Below are 17,839 nucleotides of genomic sequence, written 5' to 3' on the forward strand. Positions count from 1 at the left end.
TCCCTTGCATCATGCTGGACCCTGTAGCGCCGAAGTCCTTGAATCCTCTCACCCTTTCTCGAACAGTGTGGCCCGCTGGCCACACCCCGCGCCCCGAGGTCCACGCTTCATGCCCGCGTCCGTGCTGATCGTCGATGACGAGAAGAACATCCTGCTCACGCTGAGCCAGTCGCTGCAGCTGGCCGGGTACCACACAGAGCTGGCGAGCTCCGGGCAGGTGGCGCTGGACGTGGCCTCGGCGCGGCCGGTGGACGCAGTGCTGATGGACGTGAAGATGCCGGACATGGATGGGCTCACGGCGCTGGGGCGCCTGCACGAGATGAAGCCGGAGCTGCCCGTCATCATGATGTCGGGGCACGGGACCATCGACACGGCGGTGAAGGCCACGCAGCTCGGGGCGAGGGACTTCCTGGAGAAGCCCATCGCGCGGGACCGGCTGCTGGTGGCGCTGCGCAACGTGCTCAAGCACCAGGCGGTCATCGAGGAGCTGCAGGAGCTGCGGGCACAGCTGGGCCGCTACGACATGGTGGGCACGGGGCCGGCCATGCAGCGCATCTTCTCGCTCATCCAGCGCACGGCGCCCTCCGAGGGCCGCGTCCTCATCACGGGTGAGAACGGCACGGGCAAGGAGCTGATCGCGCGGGCGCTGCACCAGCACTCGCGGCGCAAGAACGAGCCGTTCGTGAAGCTCAACTGCGCGGCGGTGCCGCACGAACTCATCGAGAGCGAGCTGTTCGGCCACGAGAAGGGCGCCTTCACCGGAGCAGTGAGCGTGCGGCGCGGCAAGTTCGAACTGGCGCACGCGGGGACGCTCTTCCTGGACGAGATTGGCGACATGCCGTCCGCCATGCAGGCCAAGCTGCTGCGGGTGCTGCAAGAGGGCGAGCTGGAGCGCGTGGGCGGCGCGGAGACAATCAAGGTGGACGTGCGGGTCATCGCCGCGACGAACAAGAACCTGGAGAAGGAGATCGCGGACGGCCACTTCCGCGAGGACCTCTACTACCGCATCAACGTGGTGCAGATTCACTCCCCTCCTCTCCGGGAGCGGCGCGAGGACCTGCCGGATCTGATCGACACCTTCCTGACGGAGTCGTGCGCGCGCAATGGGCGCAAGCCGCTGAAGCTGTCGCCGGAGGCGCTGTCGGTGATGGCCTCGTACGACTACCCAGGCAACGTGCGCGAGCTGCGCAACCTGGTGGAGCGGCTGGCCATCCTCTGTGAGGGCCCGGTGGTCTCAGGCCCCGAGGCCGTGGAGTTGCTCCCCCGAGGCAGAGGAGGCGCAGTGCCGATCCCCTCCCCGGCCGCTCCCTCGGCGGTTTTCCCGGCGGTGGCGCCCCCCATGGCGCCAGCCTCACCTCCCTCCGAGGCGGCTCCCACCCGTGCTCCCGAGCCGGCGCCCCAAGTGGGCTTCCGTCCCCGGGTGGACCGCACCTTCCGGGAGCAGGTGGAGGACGCGGAGCGGGAGATCATCCTCCACACGCTGGCGCACACGCAGGACAACGTGACGGAGGCCGCGCGCCTCCTGGACCTGGAGCGCGGCCACTTCTACAAGAAGATGAAGGCCCTGGGCCTGCGGCGGAGCGCGGCGGACAAGGAGCCCACGCAGGGCCCCAGCGGAGAGTGAGGACAGAGCCTCAGGCCGCGACGCGCTCGATGCACTCGGGCACGTCGTTGCTGGGCGAGTTCACCACGCGCGCCACCTCGTACATGTCGAGAGCGTCCTCCGCGTAGGGCACCAGCAACGGCATCAAGGCCGCGGCCTCCTGCGGCTCCGGACGCAGCCACTGCTCCTGCCCCTCCTTCGAGAGGATGACGGGCATCCGATCGTGGATGGGGGTCACGAGCGCGTTGGGGCCCGTGGTGATGAGGCAGCAGGTGCGAATCACCTCGCCCGTCTCGGGAGAGGTCCACTCCTCCCACAGCCCAGCGAGCGCGAGCGGCTTCCGGTCCTTGCGGTGGAAGAAGAACGGCGTCTTCGGCTTCGTGGACTGCTTCCACTCGTAGTAGCCGTCGACGAGCACCAGGCAGCGCTTGCGCTTGAGCGCCGAGCGGAAGCTGGGCTTCTCGGCCACCGTCTCGCAGCGCGCGTTGATGAGCTTGTTGGCGATGGACGCGTCCTTCGCCCAGCCAGGGATGAGCCCCCAGCGGTACGTATCCAGCATCCGCTGCCCGTCATTGGCGACGATGGGCATCATCTGCGTCGGGGCCAGATTGAACCGGGGACGCTCGATGGCATTGCGGATACCGGCAAGGCCGAACTCACGCGCGAGGTCCACCGCAGGGGTCTGAACGGTCACACGTCCACACATGGGCCGGAGTATCGCCCCGCCGAGCGGCCACTCCAAGCACTACTCGGGGGGAGCAGCGAAGCCCTCCAGGAAGGTCGTCGAGGGACCCGCCAGCCGGGCCAGCGTCTCCTCGAGTGCGTCCTGGCTGCCCCCGCAAAGAAAACCGGCGTGGGACCGGAGCGCTCCGTTCCCACGCCGGGAAGACATTGCCAGAGGCCGTGGACTACTGGGTGATGTTCACCCCGGCCTCATCGAGGAAGAAGCTCGTGGCGGCCGACGCGTCCTCGGTGCCGTTGAAGTAGATGCGGATCGTCTGGCCCTTGTACGCGGACAAATCGAAGGTCTTCTGCGCGTAGGCCGTGGACTTATCCAGGTTGCTGTAGGTGGCCAGCGTCGCCTTCACGGTGTTCGCGCTGTCGCGGACCTGGATGGCCAGCTTGTCGTAGGCCGTCGCCGTGGTGGTCTCCGACGTGGTGATCTTCACGAAGAACGTCAGCGAGGCGCTGCACGCAGTCGCCGGGATGGAAATCTGCTGGTAGGCGTAGTCGGTACGAGCGCTGCCGTAGCCGTTCAGCCACGCCTTGGAGGTGCCCGCGTACGGCGCGCTGCCGCTGGTCGTCGCGTTGATGACGCCCGAGCTGGTGGTCCAGCCCGAGGTGCCCTCGAAGCCCGGGTTGATGAGCAACTGGGTCGCGGTGGAGCAGCTGCCCGTGGTGTTGTTCACCGAGACAGACACCGGCGCGGAGGTGGCCGTGTTGCCGGCCGCATCGAACGCCTTCGTCGTCAGCGAGTAGGTGCCATTGGCCACCGTCGCGGTGTTCCAGTCGAAGCTGTACGGCGAGCTGGTGTCCGAGCCCAGCAGCGTGGTGCCCGAGTAGAACTCCACCTTCGTCACGCCCACGTTGTCCGAGGCGCTGGCGCTGATGGTGGCGGTGCCGCCCAGCGTAGCGCCCCCGGCCGGCGAGGTGATGGAGGTGCTCGGCGCCGTGGTGTCCACCGGAGGAGGCGTGCCGCCGCCGATGAAGCTGGTGTACAGCAGCACGTTCGGCGAGCCCGTGCCGGGGCTGGTCACCTTGTTCTGAGTGCCGTTGCTCACCAGCGCGTCACGCACCTGCTGCGGCGTGGCGGTGGGGTTGGCGCCCAGGTACAGCGCCGCCGCGCCGGCCACGTGCGGGCTGGCCATGGAGGTGCCGCTCATGGAGGTGGAGCCCGTGTTGCTGCTGTTGGAGGCCGAGGTGATGCTCGAGCCCGGCGCGAAGATATCCAGGCACGTGCCGTAGTTGGAGAACGAGGAGCGCGCATCGCTGCTCGTGGTGGAGCCCACGGTGATGGCTGCCGGGGCGCGGGCCGGCGAGTAGTTGCAAGCGTTGGTGCTGTCGTTGCCCGCGGCGACGGCGAACACGATGCCCGCGTTGACGGCGGCGGTGACCGCGTCATCCAGAGGCTGCGAGGCGTCGCCACCGAGGCTCATGTTCGCCACGGCCGGCTTGACGTGGTTCTGCACCACCCACTCGATGCCGGCGATCACCTGCGCGTCCGTGCCGTAGCCGCTGCAGTCCAGCACGCGCACCGGGTGGATCGTTACGCCCTTGGCGACGCCCCAGGTGGTGCCGCCCACCGTGCCCGCCACGTGCGTGCCATGGCCGTGGCAGTCCGCGCCGGTGCCGCCCGTGGTGATGGCGTCGAACCCGTTGCCCATGCGGCCCGTGAACTGGCTGTGCGTCAGCCGCACGCCCGTGTCCACGATGTACGCGTGCACGCCGCTCGCGTCGTTGTTGTAGGTGTAGGTCTGGTTCAGCGGCAGGCTCGTCTGATCGATGCGGTCGATGCCCCAGGTGGCGCCCGTCTGGGTGGCACCCACCTGCACGTAGCCGTTCTCCTGCACGTAGGCCACGCGAGGATCCTGCAGCAGCTTCTGGACCTGCGCCTCGGACAGCCGCAGCGTGAAGCCCTTGAGCGCCGCCTTATAGGAGTGGAGCACCTGCCCGCCGTGCTTGAGCGCCACTTCCTGCGCGATGCTCTCCGAGCCGAGCTGCGCTACCTCCTTGAGCTCGTTCTTCAGCACGACGATGTACTCGCCAGGGACGGGCTTCGAGCTCCGCAGGAGCTGGGCCACCTGGCCGACCTTCGGCTCTTCGTCCAGGAACTCCTGGCCTTCCATGCCACCGCATGCGGTGACTGCCAGGAACGAGAGGGTGCACGCAGCTTGCTTGATGCGCTTCATACGACCTCGGGGGATGAGAGAAAGAAGTGGCGCCGCGGAGCGCCGGGATGACACGGCGCGTGAAGGTACAGGCCCCAATTCCTTTCGGTCAATCCCCGCTAAGTCGAATTCGTCAGGTTTACATGTATGACTTTGATTGTCGCAAGAGCAAAATTTTCCATTTTTGAGCTACTGTAACTCAGTAACACCTGCCTCCGAGCTTCGGGCCGGTTCAGGCCGGAAGTTTGATGCCGGACAGCCGCTGGTAGAGCTCCACGGCGAAGCCGTCGGTCATGCCGGAGATGTAGTCGGTGACACAGAGCAAGCGCTGGTACGGGGTGAGGTTGCTGATGGCCTTGTTGCGATCCAGCTCGTGTCCGCCTGGCCTCTGGAGGAACTCGAGCGGGAGCAGCTGGCGCAGCTTCTTCTCCTCCTTGTTGGGAGCGTCCGTGACGATGGAGGAGGCGAACATGTCCAGCAGCCCGCCCAGGGTCTTGAAGCCCGCACTCTCGATCTGCAGCACACGCTCGCTCTGGTAGCCCTTCTCACGGGTGATGTTCCGGATGGCGTCCACGCGGCTCGACATGGACTCGCGCACGGAGACGAGTGACTTCTCCCAGCGCCCCTGCTCCATCTCCTGGACAGTCTCGGAGAACACGGCCACGCACTCCTGGATGAGCACCCCAATGGCGCCCGAGCGCAGCACGCCCAGGCGGCTCTCGGACTGGAGCTCAGTCTGCGGGCCCTCCGGCGGGGGCTCCTGCGCGGAGGGGCCTGACTCCTTCATCCGCGCCAGCCCCTCTAGCAGCGAGCAAGCCGTGTCCATGGGGATGAGGCCCAGCATGGCCGAGTCCTCCAGGTCGATGACCGTGTAGCAGATGTCATCCGCGGCCTCGACGAGGAAGGCCAGCGGGTGACGAGCAAAGGAGCCCGGAGCGCGCTCGGCCAGAGCGAGCTCCTTGAAGGCCTCGCGCGCCAGCTCCGCGTCGTCCTGGAAGTACCCGAACTTCTTCTCCGAGATGAACTGCTTGTCCCGTGCCCGGCCTGGGATGACGGAGGGACTCGGGTACTTGCTCATGGCGCCCAGCGTGGCGACGGTGTAGCGCATGCCGCCCTTGCGCTCGCGGGCCTGGAGCCGGTTGAGGATGCGGAAGCCCTGCGCGTTGCCCTCGAAGCGCATGAGGTCCTGCCACTCGGCCTCGGAGGCAAAGAAGCTCGGTGGGCCCGAGGGCTTGGGCGGCCAGGCGGGAAGCTTCTGCTCGGCCCAGTGCTGGATGGCGGCCTCTCCCGAGTGGCCAAACGGCGGATTGCCGATGTCGTGCGCAAGGCATGCCGCGGCGACGATCGTGCCCAGATGGGCAGGCTCCACCTCCACGCCCTGGCGATTCAGGGCCTTGCCCGCGAGCTGCCCCAGCGTGCGCCCCACGCACGAGGCTTCGATGCTGTGGGTCAGCCGCGTCCGCGTGTAGTCGCTGGTGGAGAGCGGGAAAACCTGGGTCTTGTCGTGCAGCCGCCGGAAGGCGCTGGAGAAGACGATGCGGTCATAGTCAATGTCGTACTCGGTGCGCTCCTCATTGACTCGGGGCGGGTAGCGGGAACCGAGGCGCTGTCCCGACAACAGCTGCTTCCATCGCTCGTTTCGTTCCTTGCTCACGGTGGGCGCGTCCTCCAAATTGCTGGCGGCGCATCCTGATTCTCTTACCGGGAGGTAGCAATGAGGCTGAAGGCACTGTGTGTCGCTGTGTCGTTTCTGGCGGTTCCGGGCATGGCCCTGGCTCAGAGCCCGCTCGACAAGTTCAAGAACGCCGCAGGCAAGAAGGTGGAGGAGACGACCAAGGGAACGCTGGAGAAGAAGGTCAACGCGAAGCTGAAGGACGAGGCCAGCAAGAACCAGTGCAGCTTCAAGTCCGGCACGGACGTGCTGGAGCCGGGCTGTGACCAGAAGCTGAAGAACCTGTCCAACGCGCTGGTGGACGCGAAGAAGCAGCTCGATTCCTCGGGGGTCAAGAACTACAAGTTCGAGGTCTCCGGCCACACGGACTCGTCTGGCGACGCGGCGAAGAACAAGCAGCTGAGCGAGAAGCGCGCGGCCGTCATCGTGAAGGAGCTGGTGGCGCGCGGCGTTCCCCAGAGTGAAATCATCGCCATCGGGCGCGGCTCGGAGCAGATGCTGGTGAAGCCGGACAACACGGCCGCGAAGAAGGCGAAGAACCGGCGCTACGAGATCCAGGTCCGGTTCTGACCGAAGGCCGTGGGCCCCCTCGGCCAGCAAGGGTCGAAGGGGGGCGGCCCCAGGGCTTGGCGGAACACTGCGTCACAGAGAAGCGGGCCTGGGATAGCGCTCAACTTCTCAGGTCCCCATCCGATTGGAGTCGCCTGCCCGGCCAGCATCCATACAATTGGGCCATGCGCCTGGATGAATCCGCTTTCGAGCCGACCCGCCTGCACCTCTGGGGAGCACGTGCCGCGCTGGAGGTGCGGTGTCCCATGCCGGGCGTGCTGCGCATCCGGCACGCGCCCTCCTCGGCAAGCTTCGGCTTTGCCCATCCTCAGCTCGCTCCCAAGCAATCCTGGGCGGTCGTCACGGACCAGAACCTGCCGCTCCAGGTGAACGAGGACTCGGGCACGTTCCTCGTCACCGTGGAGGGCCTCTCGCTGGAGCTGGCGGCCTCCACGGGGACCTGGACCCTGCGAGACACGCATGGCCGGGAGCTGGTGCGCTGCGAGTCGGTGTCCGGAGAGTCGCACCCCAACATGCCGCTGAGCCACCACCGCTCGCGGCTGGCGCTGAATGCGCCTCCGGGCGAGGCGTACCTGGGCTTTGGCGAGAAGGTGGGCGCGCTGGACAAGCGGGGGATGCGCTTCACGTTCTGGAACACGGACGTGATGCCGCACCACCCGGACACGGATCCGCTCTACATCTCCATTCCTTTCTGCCTGGGGCTGCGCGAGGGGGTCGCCTGGGGGTTCTTCCTGGACGAGCCGTGGCGCTCCGAGGTGGACGTGGCGTACGGGGAGCCAGACCGGGTGCGCTGGGAGAGCTGGGGCCCAGAGCTGGACGTGTACCTCTTCGCGGGTCCGCACCCGGCGGACGTGGTGCGCCGGTACGTGACGCTGACAGGGCGCCCGCCGCTGCCTCCGCTGTGGAGCCTGGGGGCGCAGCAGTCGCGCTGGGGCTACGAGACCGCGGATGACATCCGCGGCGTCATCCAGGCCTACCGCACACGAGGGCTGCCCCTGGACGTGGTGTACCTGGACATCGACTACCTGGATGCCTTCAAGGTGTGGACGTGGGACCGGACGCGCTTTCCGGATCCGCAGGGGCTGACACGCGAGGCGGCAAGCGCGGGCGTGCGGGTGGTGCCCATCATCAACCCCAACGTGAAGGCCCAGGAGAGCTACCCCATCTACGAGGAGGCGAAGGAGCAGGACTTCCTGGTGCGAGCGGACAGCGGGGACGTGCTGCTGGGCGAGGTGTGGGCCCGGCCGGCGGTGTTCCCGGACTTTACGCGCGAGGAGGTCCGGTACTGGTGGGGGGACCTGCACCAGGAGTTCCTCGAGCAAGGCATCGCGGGCTTCTGGAACGACATGAACGAGCCAGCGTGCTTCGAGCTGCTCGAAGCGGGCGGGAGCGTGTCGGCGATGGGCGGGCGAATGGAGGAAGCCAAGCGGCGCGAGGGCAAGACGCTGCCCTACGCGGCGAGGCACGGGAAGCGGCGGCACGTCGAGGTGCACAACGTCTACGGCATGGCGATGACGCAGGCAGCCTTCGAGGGCTTCCGGCGGCATGCGCCCCAGCGGCGTCCGTTCCTGCTGACGCGCGCGGGCTATGCGGGAATCCAGCGCTACGCGGCGGCGTGGACGGGAGACAACTCGAGCCACTGGGAGCACCTGGAGCTGTCCATGCCGATGCTCATGGGGCTGGGGTTGTCAGGGGTGGCGTTCACAGGGGTGGACATCCCGGGCTTCATCGGCCGGCCGAGCGCGGAGCTGTTCGCGCGGTGGACGCAGCTCGGCACGTTCTATCCGCTGATGCGCAACCACGCGGCGAAGCCGATGCCCTTCCAGGAGCCGTGGCGCTTCGGGCCGCAGCACTTGGAGCTGGCCAAGGCGGCGCTGGAGCGACGCTACCGGTTGCTGCCCACGCTGTACTCGCTGATGCACGAGGCGGCGGAGAATGGCCTGCCGGTGCTGCGCCCGCTGATGATGCTGGACCCGGCGGACACGGAGGCGCTGCAGGCGTTCGATCAGTTCCTCTTCGGGAGGGATTTGATGGTGGCGCCCATCACCAAGCCGGGCCAGACGAAGCGGATGGTGTACCTGCCCAAGGGGCAGTGGCTGGAGTGGCCGAACATGGAGCGGCCGTGCTCGGTGAAGGAGGGAGGCCAGCACATCATCGCGGACGGCCCGCTGAACACGATTCCCACCTGGCTGCGGGCGGGTGGAGCGCTGGCGCTCACGAAGCCCGCGCTGCACACGACGACGGCGAACTGGCCGTACCTTGAGTGGCACATCCACGTGGGCCCGGACGTGCGTGCCCGGCTCTATGAGGACGAGGGCGATGGCTACGGGGAGTCCCGCCTCTCGCTCATCACGGGGAGCTTCGACCGGGGCCGCTTCACGCTCGAGCGCCGCGTCCAGGGCAAGCTGGCTCCCGTGCGGCAGCAGGAGACGCTGTACCTCTATGGCCTCAAGGGCGTGCGCTCCGTCACGGGCGCGCTGGAGCTGGGCGCCTGGAAGGACGGTGTGCTCGAGATCCCGATGGGAGTGGACTGGGACCGGCTCGTGGTGAACGTCTGACAACTGCTCACGGTGCCATCACGGCCGCGCGCGCGGTGTGCCAAAAAGGCGCGGTGGGCCAGCGATCCTCGATGGCGTAGACGATGGCGCGGTGCTCCCGGTAGCGTCGGCGAACCGAAGTGAGGCGGGCAGCGTAGGCGCCGAGGGCGTCGCTCGTACCTGCAAGCACAGCTTGGGCGCCGCGCAGGCCAGTGTAGAGGGCATGGAACAGGCCCTGGGAGCTGAGAGGGTCAAAGGCCAGGGAGGCGTCACCGACAGCGAGCCAGCCAGGTCCGGCGGGCGGATCGGTGACCGCGCCGCTGGCGTCGACGGCGCGCACCGGTGGAGGGAGCGGGGACGGCCACAGCCGGCGAACATGCGTGGTGGCGCTGAGGGCTTCGTGCCACGCGGTGGCGCTGCGGCGGATCGCCTGGGCGTGGGCGGGTGTCGTGTGCAGCACGGCGATTCGCTGCGCGCCCGGCAGACGAGAGCTGTACCACCAACCCTCCTGCGTCCCTTCCACGAGCGTGCGCATCTCCGCGTCCTCCGTGGCAGCGGACGCCCAGGCAGGCAGGGCAATGAGCGGCGTGTCGCGTCTGCGTCTGGCGCCCACCCGGCGAGCGATAGCGGCGTAGCGGCCGGTGGCGTCAATGACGAAGCGGGCGCCAAGACATTCGCCCTGGGTATTCACCACCTGCCAGCTTTGCGGTGCGCCACGGATGGCGCGGACATGACCTGGATGCAGCTGCGCGCCAGCGTTCAGCGCCACGGTGCGGAGTTGCTGGTCGAAGAGGCTCCGGTCCAGGTGCCAACCCGGGCCGTGGGGATCGCGGATGAAATCGGTGGGCACGAGGGCGTCGCTTCCCCACGCGCTGACGTTGCCCGGCGCCAGGGCGTGGGTGCTGTCCACCATCTCGACCAGCCCCAGATCCCGCAGGAGAGGCCGCGCAGCGCCGGGCAGGGACTCGCCCACGCGCGGCGCCAGACGCTCCACTGGCAAGTCATCCATCAGACGCACCGTGAGGCCCGCGCGGGCCAGGACCAGGGCAGCCACCGCCCCCGCCGGACCCGCACCCGCCACCAGCACATCCGTGGTGCTGCTCATGGCTTGTGGCCAAAGCGCGCCGACCGCGCGGCCTCCAACTGCTCGTCGCTGCTCCAGCCAGCGCGGGCCAGGCGGGTGTCGAGCCGGGGCCTGGGGCCGGCCGCGGCTTTCACCAGCAGCGCCTTCTGGGGGCTGGGCCCCACGGGCACCTTGGGGAAGTTGGCGACGAACATCACCTTGGGCAGGTCCGGGTGGTCCACCCCGGGCATGGCCAGCACGATTCCCTGCTCACTGAAGGTGTCCACCATGAGCTGGGAGTTCACGCCCACCGACGGCGACGTGAAGCGGCTCAGCCAGTTGGTCCGTTCCTGGAACGCCGCGATGCGCTCCGCCCACGGCCGGCTCTCGTCCATCACCTTGGCGTAGGCCTCGGGCATGAGCACCTGGTTGGGTACCCGCGCTGGCCAGAAGGTGGGCAGGTAGGGGTCATACTGGGGATCGTAGCCCGAGCGGCAGTACGTGGTGTCCTCCTGCCAGGGCAGCGCCATCCACCGGGAGATGTCGCCGGGCCGCTGTCCGTAGAGCGGGCCGTTCGGCGCCAGCGCCGTCTGTTGGCTCATGGTGCTGCCCATCTCGGGCCCGAGATCGCCCTGAGTCCGGTGGCGGATGCGGAACGGCGCCATGTACAAGGTCGCGTGCCGCATGGGCCACGTCATCTCGCAGCCGGGATGGAACGCGTCGGCCAGGCAGAAGTGCAGAGCAGCCTTGTCGAGCATGGCCGGCTGCTGTGCCACGGGCACGTCCTCAATGCGCCGCGGCGGCTCCGTCTGCGCCCCCTCATCGCCGACAAAATCCCCGTCCACCCACTTCTTCAGGATCGCGCCCTGCACATCGGGGAGCTGCAGGTACACATTGGGGGCGGTCTTGGTATCCGTGCCATACGCGTCGCCGTAGATCCACGGCCAGGTGCTGGGAGTCGCCGATTGCCCCTGGGTTGGCCGGAATGCATTGAACACCGTATTGCGCAGCTCGTGCCACGGATCGCTGCCGTCCTGGGCTCGCGGCGTGGCCAGCCTGGCGATGAGGTTCGGGTCATCGAAGTTCAGCGGTCCGCTGGCGCCGAACATCGCGGCAAAACCCTGGTTGACCCACTGCAGACCGGTCATCCGCTGCAGGAGCGGCAGCACGTCGCGGCTGAAGCGGATCTCGCTGGGAAAGGGAATCCAACCCGCTTGGGTGCTCACCGCTTCGAGCAGATCATAGAGCGTGCGCCACCCCACCGCGTTGGGCGCGAAGTCCGGGGGCGCAGTCACCACCCACGCGGGATCCACGGGGATCGATGCGCCGTCGATCTGCAGTGTGGCGGCCACGCTGCCGTCGCTGGTGTCGTCGTACCAGCCGTCGGCGTTGTTGAAGCCGTACTGATTCTTCTCGTCGTAGATAGGCGCGCCCGAGGGCGACGCCGCCTTGCCGTGTCCCCCCAGAAAGAGCAGCCGTCCCTTCGCGTCGGTGCGCAGCTCGCCGAGGTTCACCGGCGTGCCTTGGAAGGCGCCGTCGAGCTGATAGCCAGCACCTTGGGTGGAGGTCCCGGAGATGCTCTTGGGCCCTGAGTCGATCACGAGCGAGGAGCGCTTCCCCGCTGGCACCGCGGGGTTGCGCAGTGGCACCGCGAGAGTGGCGGCCTCCGGGATGTCCATGGCGCAATCGAAGGCGTACCACTCGGCCTTGCGATTCGCCACGTGCACGGTCCACTCGAAGGACATCCCCTGCTCGCCGGCGGTGAGCTCCCGGACCACCTCGCCTTGCGCGTTGTAGCCGTAGAGGCGGAACAGCGCGCCCTGCCGCTTGATGGCGCCGGTGGCGTCGCGGATGTCCTCGGGCTTCATCAGCGGCGGCGTCGTGACCTGCGGTCCGATGTAGTAACCATCCCCCTGGGTGCTGTTACCCACCCGGGCGATGCCGATGGCGGGGTGGATGGCCGCGCGAACGATGCGTGTGTCGGTAGGAGTTGCGAAAGGCGTGCTCATGTTGGCTCCCGTGGCGCCAGCCCCTTTGGAATGTCCCAGCAAGCTTTCAAGGGCTGAAGTCCCTGTCAGATGATAGTCTTCCGGGACCTGAACAGCACATGCTTATCCATGCTGCACGTCTGCTTGACTTCGCGCAGCGCGGCATAGCTCTCGTCAAAATAGATTTGCGTCCGTACCGAGCTGTCTTTGAAGCTGATGAACGCGCCGCCAGTGCCGGGGATGGGATAGTCCCGGCACGCCTCGATCCAGTCCTCCGCGCGGTTGTCCCAGGGCCGGTTCGCAAGGACGCCGTGCTCAATCTCGGAGCATGAAGCCGTCGGCACCCCGTCCGCGTTGAGGTACTGGTTCCACCAGGCTTGGAACTGGATGGTAAAGAGCCGGTCTTTGTAGGGGAAGGCGCTGGGCGGCTGCTGGCTCTTGTCGTAGGTGGCATAGAAGGGCCCCGTGATGGCACCCAGGGTGATGTACTGGGTGATCGCGAAGTTGTTCGACTTGCCACCCACTTCGTCTGGCGTTGGCACCAGGGATGACTGCAAAGCGCAGATCAAGGCCTTCCTGCCCTCGTCATTCCACCCAGAGGCCTCGGCGAGCCTCGAGGTGATCTTGTGCGGAGCCGGTCCGTCGCCATCCAGTGGGATGTCCGGGTTGATGGGGGTGGAGCCCGTGGCCAGCCGCTTCAATCGCTGCACCTGGCTCGGCACATTCCGGTCCCAGGACTCGAAGTGCCACTGATTCGAGCGGACTGCCGCCCTGAGGCCGTTGGCTGGGGCGCGATGGACCTGCACCACGCAAGCTCCCAGGGGCTGGAGCCCGAAGTACCGGGTGATCATGTCCCTGGCCTCCTGCTCCGTGCCCGCGAAGTAGCCATTGAAGGTACAATCCAGGACGGCCTGCGGATCTGGCTCTTGCCCAGCGGGCAGGTGGGTGGCGACCACCTTCAGGTTGGTGCCGATCAGCCGCGGGTTGTCGTTGCCAGTGATCGCCTTCTCCCAGCACTGGAGGATCTCGAGCGCCGGCCGATGAGGCCATGCATCCATGCAGCGGAGATTGAAGCTGCAGAGGTTCTCGGGCAGCTTGAAAGCCTTGAACCGCAGCTCGGTCACAATGCCGTAGCTGAACCCGCCACCGCCGCGCAGGGCCCACAGCAGCTTTGCCTCGGGGCTGTCCGCGGGAGCGTCAGGCCTGAGGGTGACGATTTCGCCGTTGCCCAGCACCAGGGTGGCGCCGATCAACCGCTCACACCCCATGCCATACAGGCGCGTCCACGGCCCCCAGCCACCGCCCAGGGTGTAGCCGGCGATGCCCACGGTCTCACAGGTGCCATGCGCAATCCCGAGGTTCTGACTGTCGAGGATGGGCTTGATGTGCCGGAAGCGTGCGCCAGCCCCGATGGAGACAATGGGCTGATCCTCCGTGCCGGCATCCTGCCTGGTCACCGTCACCGAGTTCATCTTTGAGAAATCCATCAGCAGGGTGGCCGTGCCAGAGCACTCGCCCTCATGGTCATGCCCACCGGAGCGCACCCTCAAGGTGATCTCCGTCGGGAACCTGTTGGCGAACTTGACGATCTCGCTCACCTGCTCGGGGGTCTCAACCAGCACAATCGCCGCGGGCCGGAACTGAAACTTGGTGTTGAAGACCTGGCTCTTCAGCAGATACCCAGGAGAGTCTTCCGTCAGCACCTCTGGAGCAGCGCCAGCGCTGTTCTTCGGCAGCAGCGAGCTCAGTTGCTTCAAGCGTTCGGCATTCATGCGGGTGTCCTCAAGTGATCGAGGGCAAATCTTCGCATGATTGAGAAAGAGAGAATGTGACGGGCTTCACAATCCTTGCGTGAACCCGGGCATTGCCAGCCCCATGGCTCAGCGCGCCACGGCTACGGGCTGCGGAGCCTCTGTCACCGCCTCCGAGTCTCCGTGCTCCAACTGCTTCTTGGCGGGGACGAAGGTCATGGCGCGCTCAGCCAGCGCGGTGATGGTCAGTGAGGGGTTCACGCCCGGGTTCGCGGAGACCGCCGAGCCGTCGATGGCGTACAGGCCCTCGTAACCGTAGAGGCGGTGCTGCGAGTCGATGGCGCCCGTCTCCGGCGAGTCACCCATGCAGCAGCCACCGAGAATGTGCGCCGTCGTGGGGATGCCCAGAACCGTCTCGTTGGCGAGGCTCATGGGCATGCCGCCCATCTTCTTCGCTACACGGTGGGCCAGCTCGGCGGCCTCGGGGATGTTGGCGGTGGGCGCGGAGCCGGCCTGCACGGCCGTGGACAGCCCCTGGCGCAGCGCAGTCATCAGCCCTCGCCCACGCTTCATGCGCAGGTAGCCGTCCAGCGTGCGCATATAGAGGAGAATGACCGTTTGCTTCGCGTAGTCGCGCGCCGCCATCACCCGCAGCATCTTGAGCGGGTGGCGCAGCATGACGCCGAAGAGCCGTGCCAGCCGCGACACCGGGCCCTCGCCCGTGACGTAGGGCGCTGAGAGCATCCGGAAGAATCCCGAGCCTGCCGAGTAGCGCACCGGCTCCAGGTGCGAGTGCTCGTCCGTGTGCAGGATGGAGCCAATGGCGATGCCCTTGGACAGGTCCTTGTCCCGCTTGGGGGTCACCACGCCAATGAGGGCCTCAGAGTTGGTACGGACGAAGTCTCCGACGCGCTCCGAGAGCTTCGGCAGCCCTTCCGGGCTCGCCTTGAGCTTCAGCAGCAGGTCCACCGTGCCCAGCACGCCACCCGCGAAGATGACGTTGCGAGCGGTGAAGCGCCGCTTGCGGCGGGAGAAGATCGAAGTCCCCTCCAGTGCCTCCACCTCGTAGCCACCGCCGGGCAGCGGGCGCACCCAGGTGACCTCGGTGTCCGCGTGGATGGTCAGCCCGTGCTTCTCCGCGAAGTAGAGGTAGTTCTTGTCGAGCGTGTTCTTCGCGCCGAAGCGGCACCCCAGCATGCAGCCGCCGCAGGAGTTACAGCCGGTGCGCGCCGGGCCCTCGCCGTTGAAGTACGGGTCCGGCACGGTGACACCCGGCTGGCCGAAGTAGACGGCCACGGTGGTGGGCTGGAAGTCCGTGCGGCCCATCTCCTGGCCCACCTCCTGGATGACTTGATCCGGATAGGTGCGCAGCGGGTTCACCGTGGCCCCGAGCATCTTCCGGGCCGTCTCGTAGAACGGCGCCAGCTCCGTCTTCCAGTCCGCCAGTTGGCTCCAGTGGCCGCCCTGGAAGAAGTGCTCCTTCGGGATGGGGAGCGTGTTGGCGTAGACGAGCGAACCACCTCCCACGCCCACTCCGGAGAGCACGGTGACGTGGCGGAAGAACGTCATCTTGAAGAGCCCGCGCCACCCGAGCTGCGGCATCCACAGCCACTTCTTCAGGTTCCAGTTCGTCTTCGGGAAGTCCTCGGCCTGGAGGCGGCGGCCCTTCTCCAGCATCACCACCCGGTAGCCCTTCTCCGTCAGCCGCAGCGCGCTCACGCTGCCGCCAAACCCCGAGCCGATGATGAGCCAGTCGCAGTCCATCGAATCCTCCGCCTGAAGCCAGGCCCCACGCATTATGTTTGTAACGCGCGAGCGTTGGCGACTGCGTGGCACCTCAGGAGCCCTCCTGGCCCCTGGATGACCGCTTGCCCCTGAACGCCTGTCAGTCCTTGATCTCGATCCAGTACGGCGCGTGGTCCGAGGGCTGCTTGCCCTTGCGCTCCTCGCGGTCCACGTCCGCCTGCGCCAACCGCTCCACCACCGGCGCTGTCGCCAGGATGTGGTCGATGCGCAGCCCCTGGTTCTTCGGGAACCCCAGCATCCGGTAGTCCCACCAGCTGAACTTCTGCACGTCCGGGTGCAGCTTGCGGAACGTGTCCGCCAGCCCGAACGCGCACAGCCGCTGCAGCGCGTCCCGCTCCTTCAGCGTGAACAGCGTCTGCCCCTCCCACAGCCGCGGATCCCACACGTCGATGTTCTCGGGCGCCACGTTCCAGTCGCCGCACAGCACCATCGGCTCGTCCGGCTTGTGCTTCGTGTCCAGGTAGCGCCGCAGCCGCGAGTACCACTCCAGCTTGTACTCGTACGCCGGCGAGTCCACCGCCTGCCCGTTCGGCGCGTACACGCTCATCACGCGCACCCCATTCACCGTCGCCGCGATCACCCGCGACTGGGGATCCTCCACCCCGTCGGGGATCCCCTGCACCACGTCCTTCGGCTCCGCCTTCGCCAGGATGGCCACCCCGTTGTACGTCTTCTGCCCGTACAAGGCCGCGTGGTAGCCCGCCTCACGCACGGCCTCCAAGGGGAAGTCCTTCTCCACGCACTTGAGTTCCTGCAGGCACAGCACGTCCGGCTGCCGCGTCTTCAGCCAGTTCAGCAACCGCTCCTGCCGAGCCCGCACCGAGTTCACGTTCCAGGTGACGATCTTCATCGCGCGGCACCGTCGCACGTCACCCACGCCCCTTCCACGCTTTTCCCCGCCCTCCGTGGCCCACAGACCACACTTCTCCCCGCTTTCGAGGGAATTCCCCCTGGCATGGCAGTCGCAATGAGTCCCCTCAGGAGACCGCCATGAAGAAGCCCCTGTCCCCCCGCGCCTGCATGTCCCACCGGCTCCAGTCCCTCGTGCCCTGGATGGCTGCACTCTCCGTCATGGCGCACCAGGGCCTCTGGAGCTCTCGCTCGTTGCGGCCCACTTCGTCCGACATGGCGAGTGCCACAACCCTGGCTGCTGCGGCTTCGGATGCCGTGCCTGCTCGCACGCTCTACAGCCTTGTTGTCCCTGCGGCTGATGAGGCGCAGTCCTCCGAGGTGTCTCCCAACGCCCTCGCCCTCCCCCACGAGCACATGAACCGCGTGAACCATCTGGCGCGCGCCCGGACGCTGCGGGAGCTGGGTGACCTCGCCGGTGCACTGACCGAGTGCCGCCGCGCCCTCTACGACGCTCCCGAGGACACCGAGGCCCTGCGCACCATTGCCCGCCTTGGGCCTCTCACGGGCCAGACCGAGCTCGCGGTGCTCGCGCAGGCGCAGCTCGGCAGCCTGAACCCGGAGGATGCCTCCCCGCTCGTCCAGCAGGCGCGCCTGCTCCTGTCGCAGGGCCGCTCCACCGAGGCCATCCGCGTGGGCGAAGAGGCTGTCGCTCGCGACTCGGAAGATCCCGACGCCTACCAGGTCCTCGGCCGTGCTCAGTTGGCCGCGGGTCATCTCTCCGAGGCCGTCCTCCGCTTCGAGCAGGCCGTCCACCTGGCTCCCGAGCACGGCTATGCGCTCAACAATCTCGGCCTCGCGTGGTTGCGCACCAACGAGAACACCAAGGCCGCCGAGGTACTCGCGCGCGCCGCAGCCCTGCTGCCCCACGTGGCCTACGTCCACAACAACCTCGGAGTCGCCTACGAGCGGCTCGGCCGCACCGAGGACGCCCAGGCAGCCTACGCCGCCGCCACCCGGCTCTCGCCCCGCTACGTCAAGGCCCACGTCAACGCGAGCCGCATGAACAAGGTGGCAAGCCTCGGCGTCTCACCTCCCTGACGGTTCCCGTT

The 17,839-nt window shown here is 67.4% G+C and carries 12 protein-coding genes; 4 read left to right on the forward strand and 8 right to left on the reverse strand.

The features are described 5' to 3' along the window. Positions 1–109 precede the first annotated feature (109 nt). The gene (locus tag DB31_RS02845; RefSeq protein ID WP_044181542.1) at positions 110–1,624 is read left to right on the forward strand and encodes a sigma-54-dependent transcriptional regulator; all 1,515 of its coding nucleotides are present in this window, start codon (positions 110–112) and stop codon (positions 1,622–1,624) included. A gap of 10 nt (positions 1,625–1,634) precedes the next feature. On the opposite strand, the gene DB31_RS02850 is transcribed toward DB31_RS02845, so the two are convergent. The 3 genes from DB31_RS02850 to dgt all read right to left on the reverse strand — a co-directional run bounded on the left by DB31_RS02850 (position 1,635) and on the right by dgt (position 6,145). Beyond that, positions 1,635–2,309, reverse strand: coding sequence for an SOS response-associated peptidase family protein (locus tag DB31_RS02850; protein ID WP_044181546.1), 675 nt, complete (start codon positions 2,307–2,309; stop codon positions 1,635–1,637). Positions 2,310–2,511: 202 nt separating this feature from the next. Further along, positions 2,512–4,512 carry a S8 family serine peptidase gene (locus tag DB31_RS02855; protein ID WP_052419666.1) on the reverse strand — a complete coding sequence of 667 codons (2,001 nt, stop codon included), beginning with the start codon at positions 4,510–4,512 and terminating at the stop codon, positions 2,512–2,514. A gap of 211 nt (positions 4,513–4,723) precedes the next feature. Beyond that, complete coding sequence (gene dgt / locus DB31_RS02860) at positions 4,724–6,145, reverse strand: dGTP triphosphohydrolase (protein WP_052419697.1); 1,422 nt, start codon at positions 6,143–6,145, stop codon at positions 4,724–4,726. 60 nt (positions 6,146–6,205) lie between these two features. Here dgt and DB31_RS02865 point away from each other — a divergent pair, with 60 nt between their 5' ends. Together DB31_RS02865 and DB31_RS02870 are read left to right on the forward strand one after the other, a co-directional pair. Beyond that, positions 6,206–6,733, forward strand: a complete 528-nt coding sequence (locus DB31_RS02865) for an OmpA family protein (protein ID WP_044181549.1) — start codon at positions 6,206–6,208, stop codon at positions 6,731–6,733. Positions 6,734–6,897: 164 nt separating this feature from the next. After that, entirely contained in the window at positions 6,898–9,291 is a 2,394-nt protein-coding gene (locus DB31_RS02870) for a glycoside hydrolase family 31 protein (RefSeq protein ID WP_044181551.1), read from the forward strand. A gap of 7 nt (positions 9,292–9,298) precedes the next feature. Here the strand turns inward: DB31_RS02870 and DB31_RS02875 are convergent, their stop codons facing one another. The 5 genes from DB31_RS02875 to xth all read right to left on the reverse strand — a co-directional run bounded on the left by DB31_RS02875 (position 9,299) and on the right by xth (position 16,728). Then, positions 9,299–10,375 (reverse strand): tryptophan 7-halogenase, encoded by a 1,077-nt coding sequence (locus tag DB31_RS02875; protein WP_052419667.1) that lies wholly within the window; start codon positions 10,373–10,375, stop codon positions 9,299–9,301. Next, positions 10,372–12,342 carry a LodA/GoxA family CTQ-dependent oxidase gene (locus DB31_RS02880; RefSeq protein WP_044181554.1) on the reverse strand — a complete coding sequence of 657 codons (1,971 nt, stop codon included), beginning with the start codon at positions 12,340–12,342 and terminating at the stop codon, positions 10,372–10,374. Before DB31_RS02880 ends, DB31_RS02875 begins: the two co-directional genes overlap by 4 nt. 65 nt (positions 12,343–12,407) lie before the next feature. Beyond that, on the reverse strand, positions 12,408–14,093 hold the full coding sequence (locus DB31_RS02885; protein WP_044181557.1) for an FAD-binding oxidoreductase: 1,686 nt from the start codon (positions 14,091–14,093) through the stop codon (positions 12,408–12,410). Between the two features lie 108 nt (positions 14,094–14,201). Continuing rightward, complete coding sequence (locus DB31_RS02890; protein ID WP_044181559.1) at positions 14,202–15,836, reverse strand: GMC oxidoreductase; 1,635 nt, start codon at positions 15,834–15,836, stop codon at positions 14,202–14,204. A 121-nt stretch (positions 15,837–15,957) separates the two neighbouring features. Beyond that, entirely contained in the window at positions 15,958–16,728 is a 771-nt protein-coding gene (gene xth, locus DB31_RS02895; RefSeq protein ID WP_044181562.1) for an exodeoxyribonuclease III, read from the reverse strand. Between the two features lie 140 nt (positions 16,729–16,868). Between xth and DB31_RS02900 the strand changes: the two genes are divergently transcribed. Beyond that, entirely contained in the window at positions 16,869–17,828 is a 960-nt protein-coding gene (locus tag DB31_RS02900; RefSeq protein WP_044181564.1) for a tetratricopeptide repeat protein, read from the forward strand. Positions 17,829–17,839: the final 11 nt, after the last annotated feature.

This window comes from Hyalangium minutum, assembly GCF_000737315.1.
GTDB classification, from domain to species: Bacteria; Myxococcota; Myxococcia; order Myxococcales; family Myxococcaceae; genus Hyalangium; species Hyalangium minutum.

What these genes read in the sequence shown, in the direction of transcription:
- DB31_RS02845 (WP_044181542.1), top strand. Translation starts at nt 110, where the DNA reads ATGCCCGCGTCCGTGCTGATCGTCGATGACGAGAAGAACATCCTGCTC.
- DB31_RS02850 (WP_044181546.1), bottom strand. Translation starts at nt 2,309, where the DNA reads ATGTGTGGACGTGTGACCGTTCAGACCCCTGCGGTGGACCTCGCGCGT.
- DB31_RS02855 (WP_052419666.1), bottom strand. Translation starts at nt 4,512, where the DNA reads ATGAAGCGCATCAAGCAAGCTGCGTGCACCCTCTCGTTCCTGGCAGTC.
- DB31_RS02865 (WP_044181549.1), top strand. Translation starts at nt 6,206, where the DNA reads ATGAGGCTGAAGGCACTGTGTGTCGCTGTGTCGTTTCTGGCGGTTCCG.
- DB31_RS02870 (WP_044181551.1), top strand. Translation starts at nt 6,898, where the DNA reads ATGCGCCTGGATGAATCCGCTTTCGAGCCGACCCGCCTGCACCTCTGG.
- DB31_RS02875 (WP_052419667.1), bottom strand. Translation starts at nt 10,375, where the DNA reads ATGAGCAGCACCACGGATGTGCTGGTGGCGGGTGCGGGTCCGGCGGGG.
- DB31_RS02880 (WP_044181554.1), bottom strand. Translation starts at nt 12,342, where the DNA reads ATGAGCACGCCTTTCGCAACTCCTACCGACACACGCATCGTTCGCGCG.
- DB31_RS02885 (WP_044181557.1), bottom strand. Translation starts at nt 14,093, where the DNA reads ATGAATGCCGAACGCTTGAAGCAACTGAGCTCGCTGCTGCCGAAGAAC.
- DB31_RS02890 (WP_044181559.1), bottom strand. Translation starts at nt 15,836, where the DNA reads ATGGACTGCGACTGGCTCATCATCGGCTCGGGGTTTGGCGGCAGCGTG.
- xth (WP_044181562.1), bottom strand. Translation starts at nt 16,728, where the DNA reads ATGAAGATCGTCACCTGGAACGTGAACTCGGTGCGGGCTCGGCAGGAG.
- DB31_RS02900 (WP_044181564.1), top strand. Translation starts at nt 16,869, where the DNA reads ATGAAGAAGCCCCTGTCCCCCCGCGCCTGCATGTCCCACCGGCTCCAG.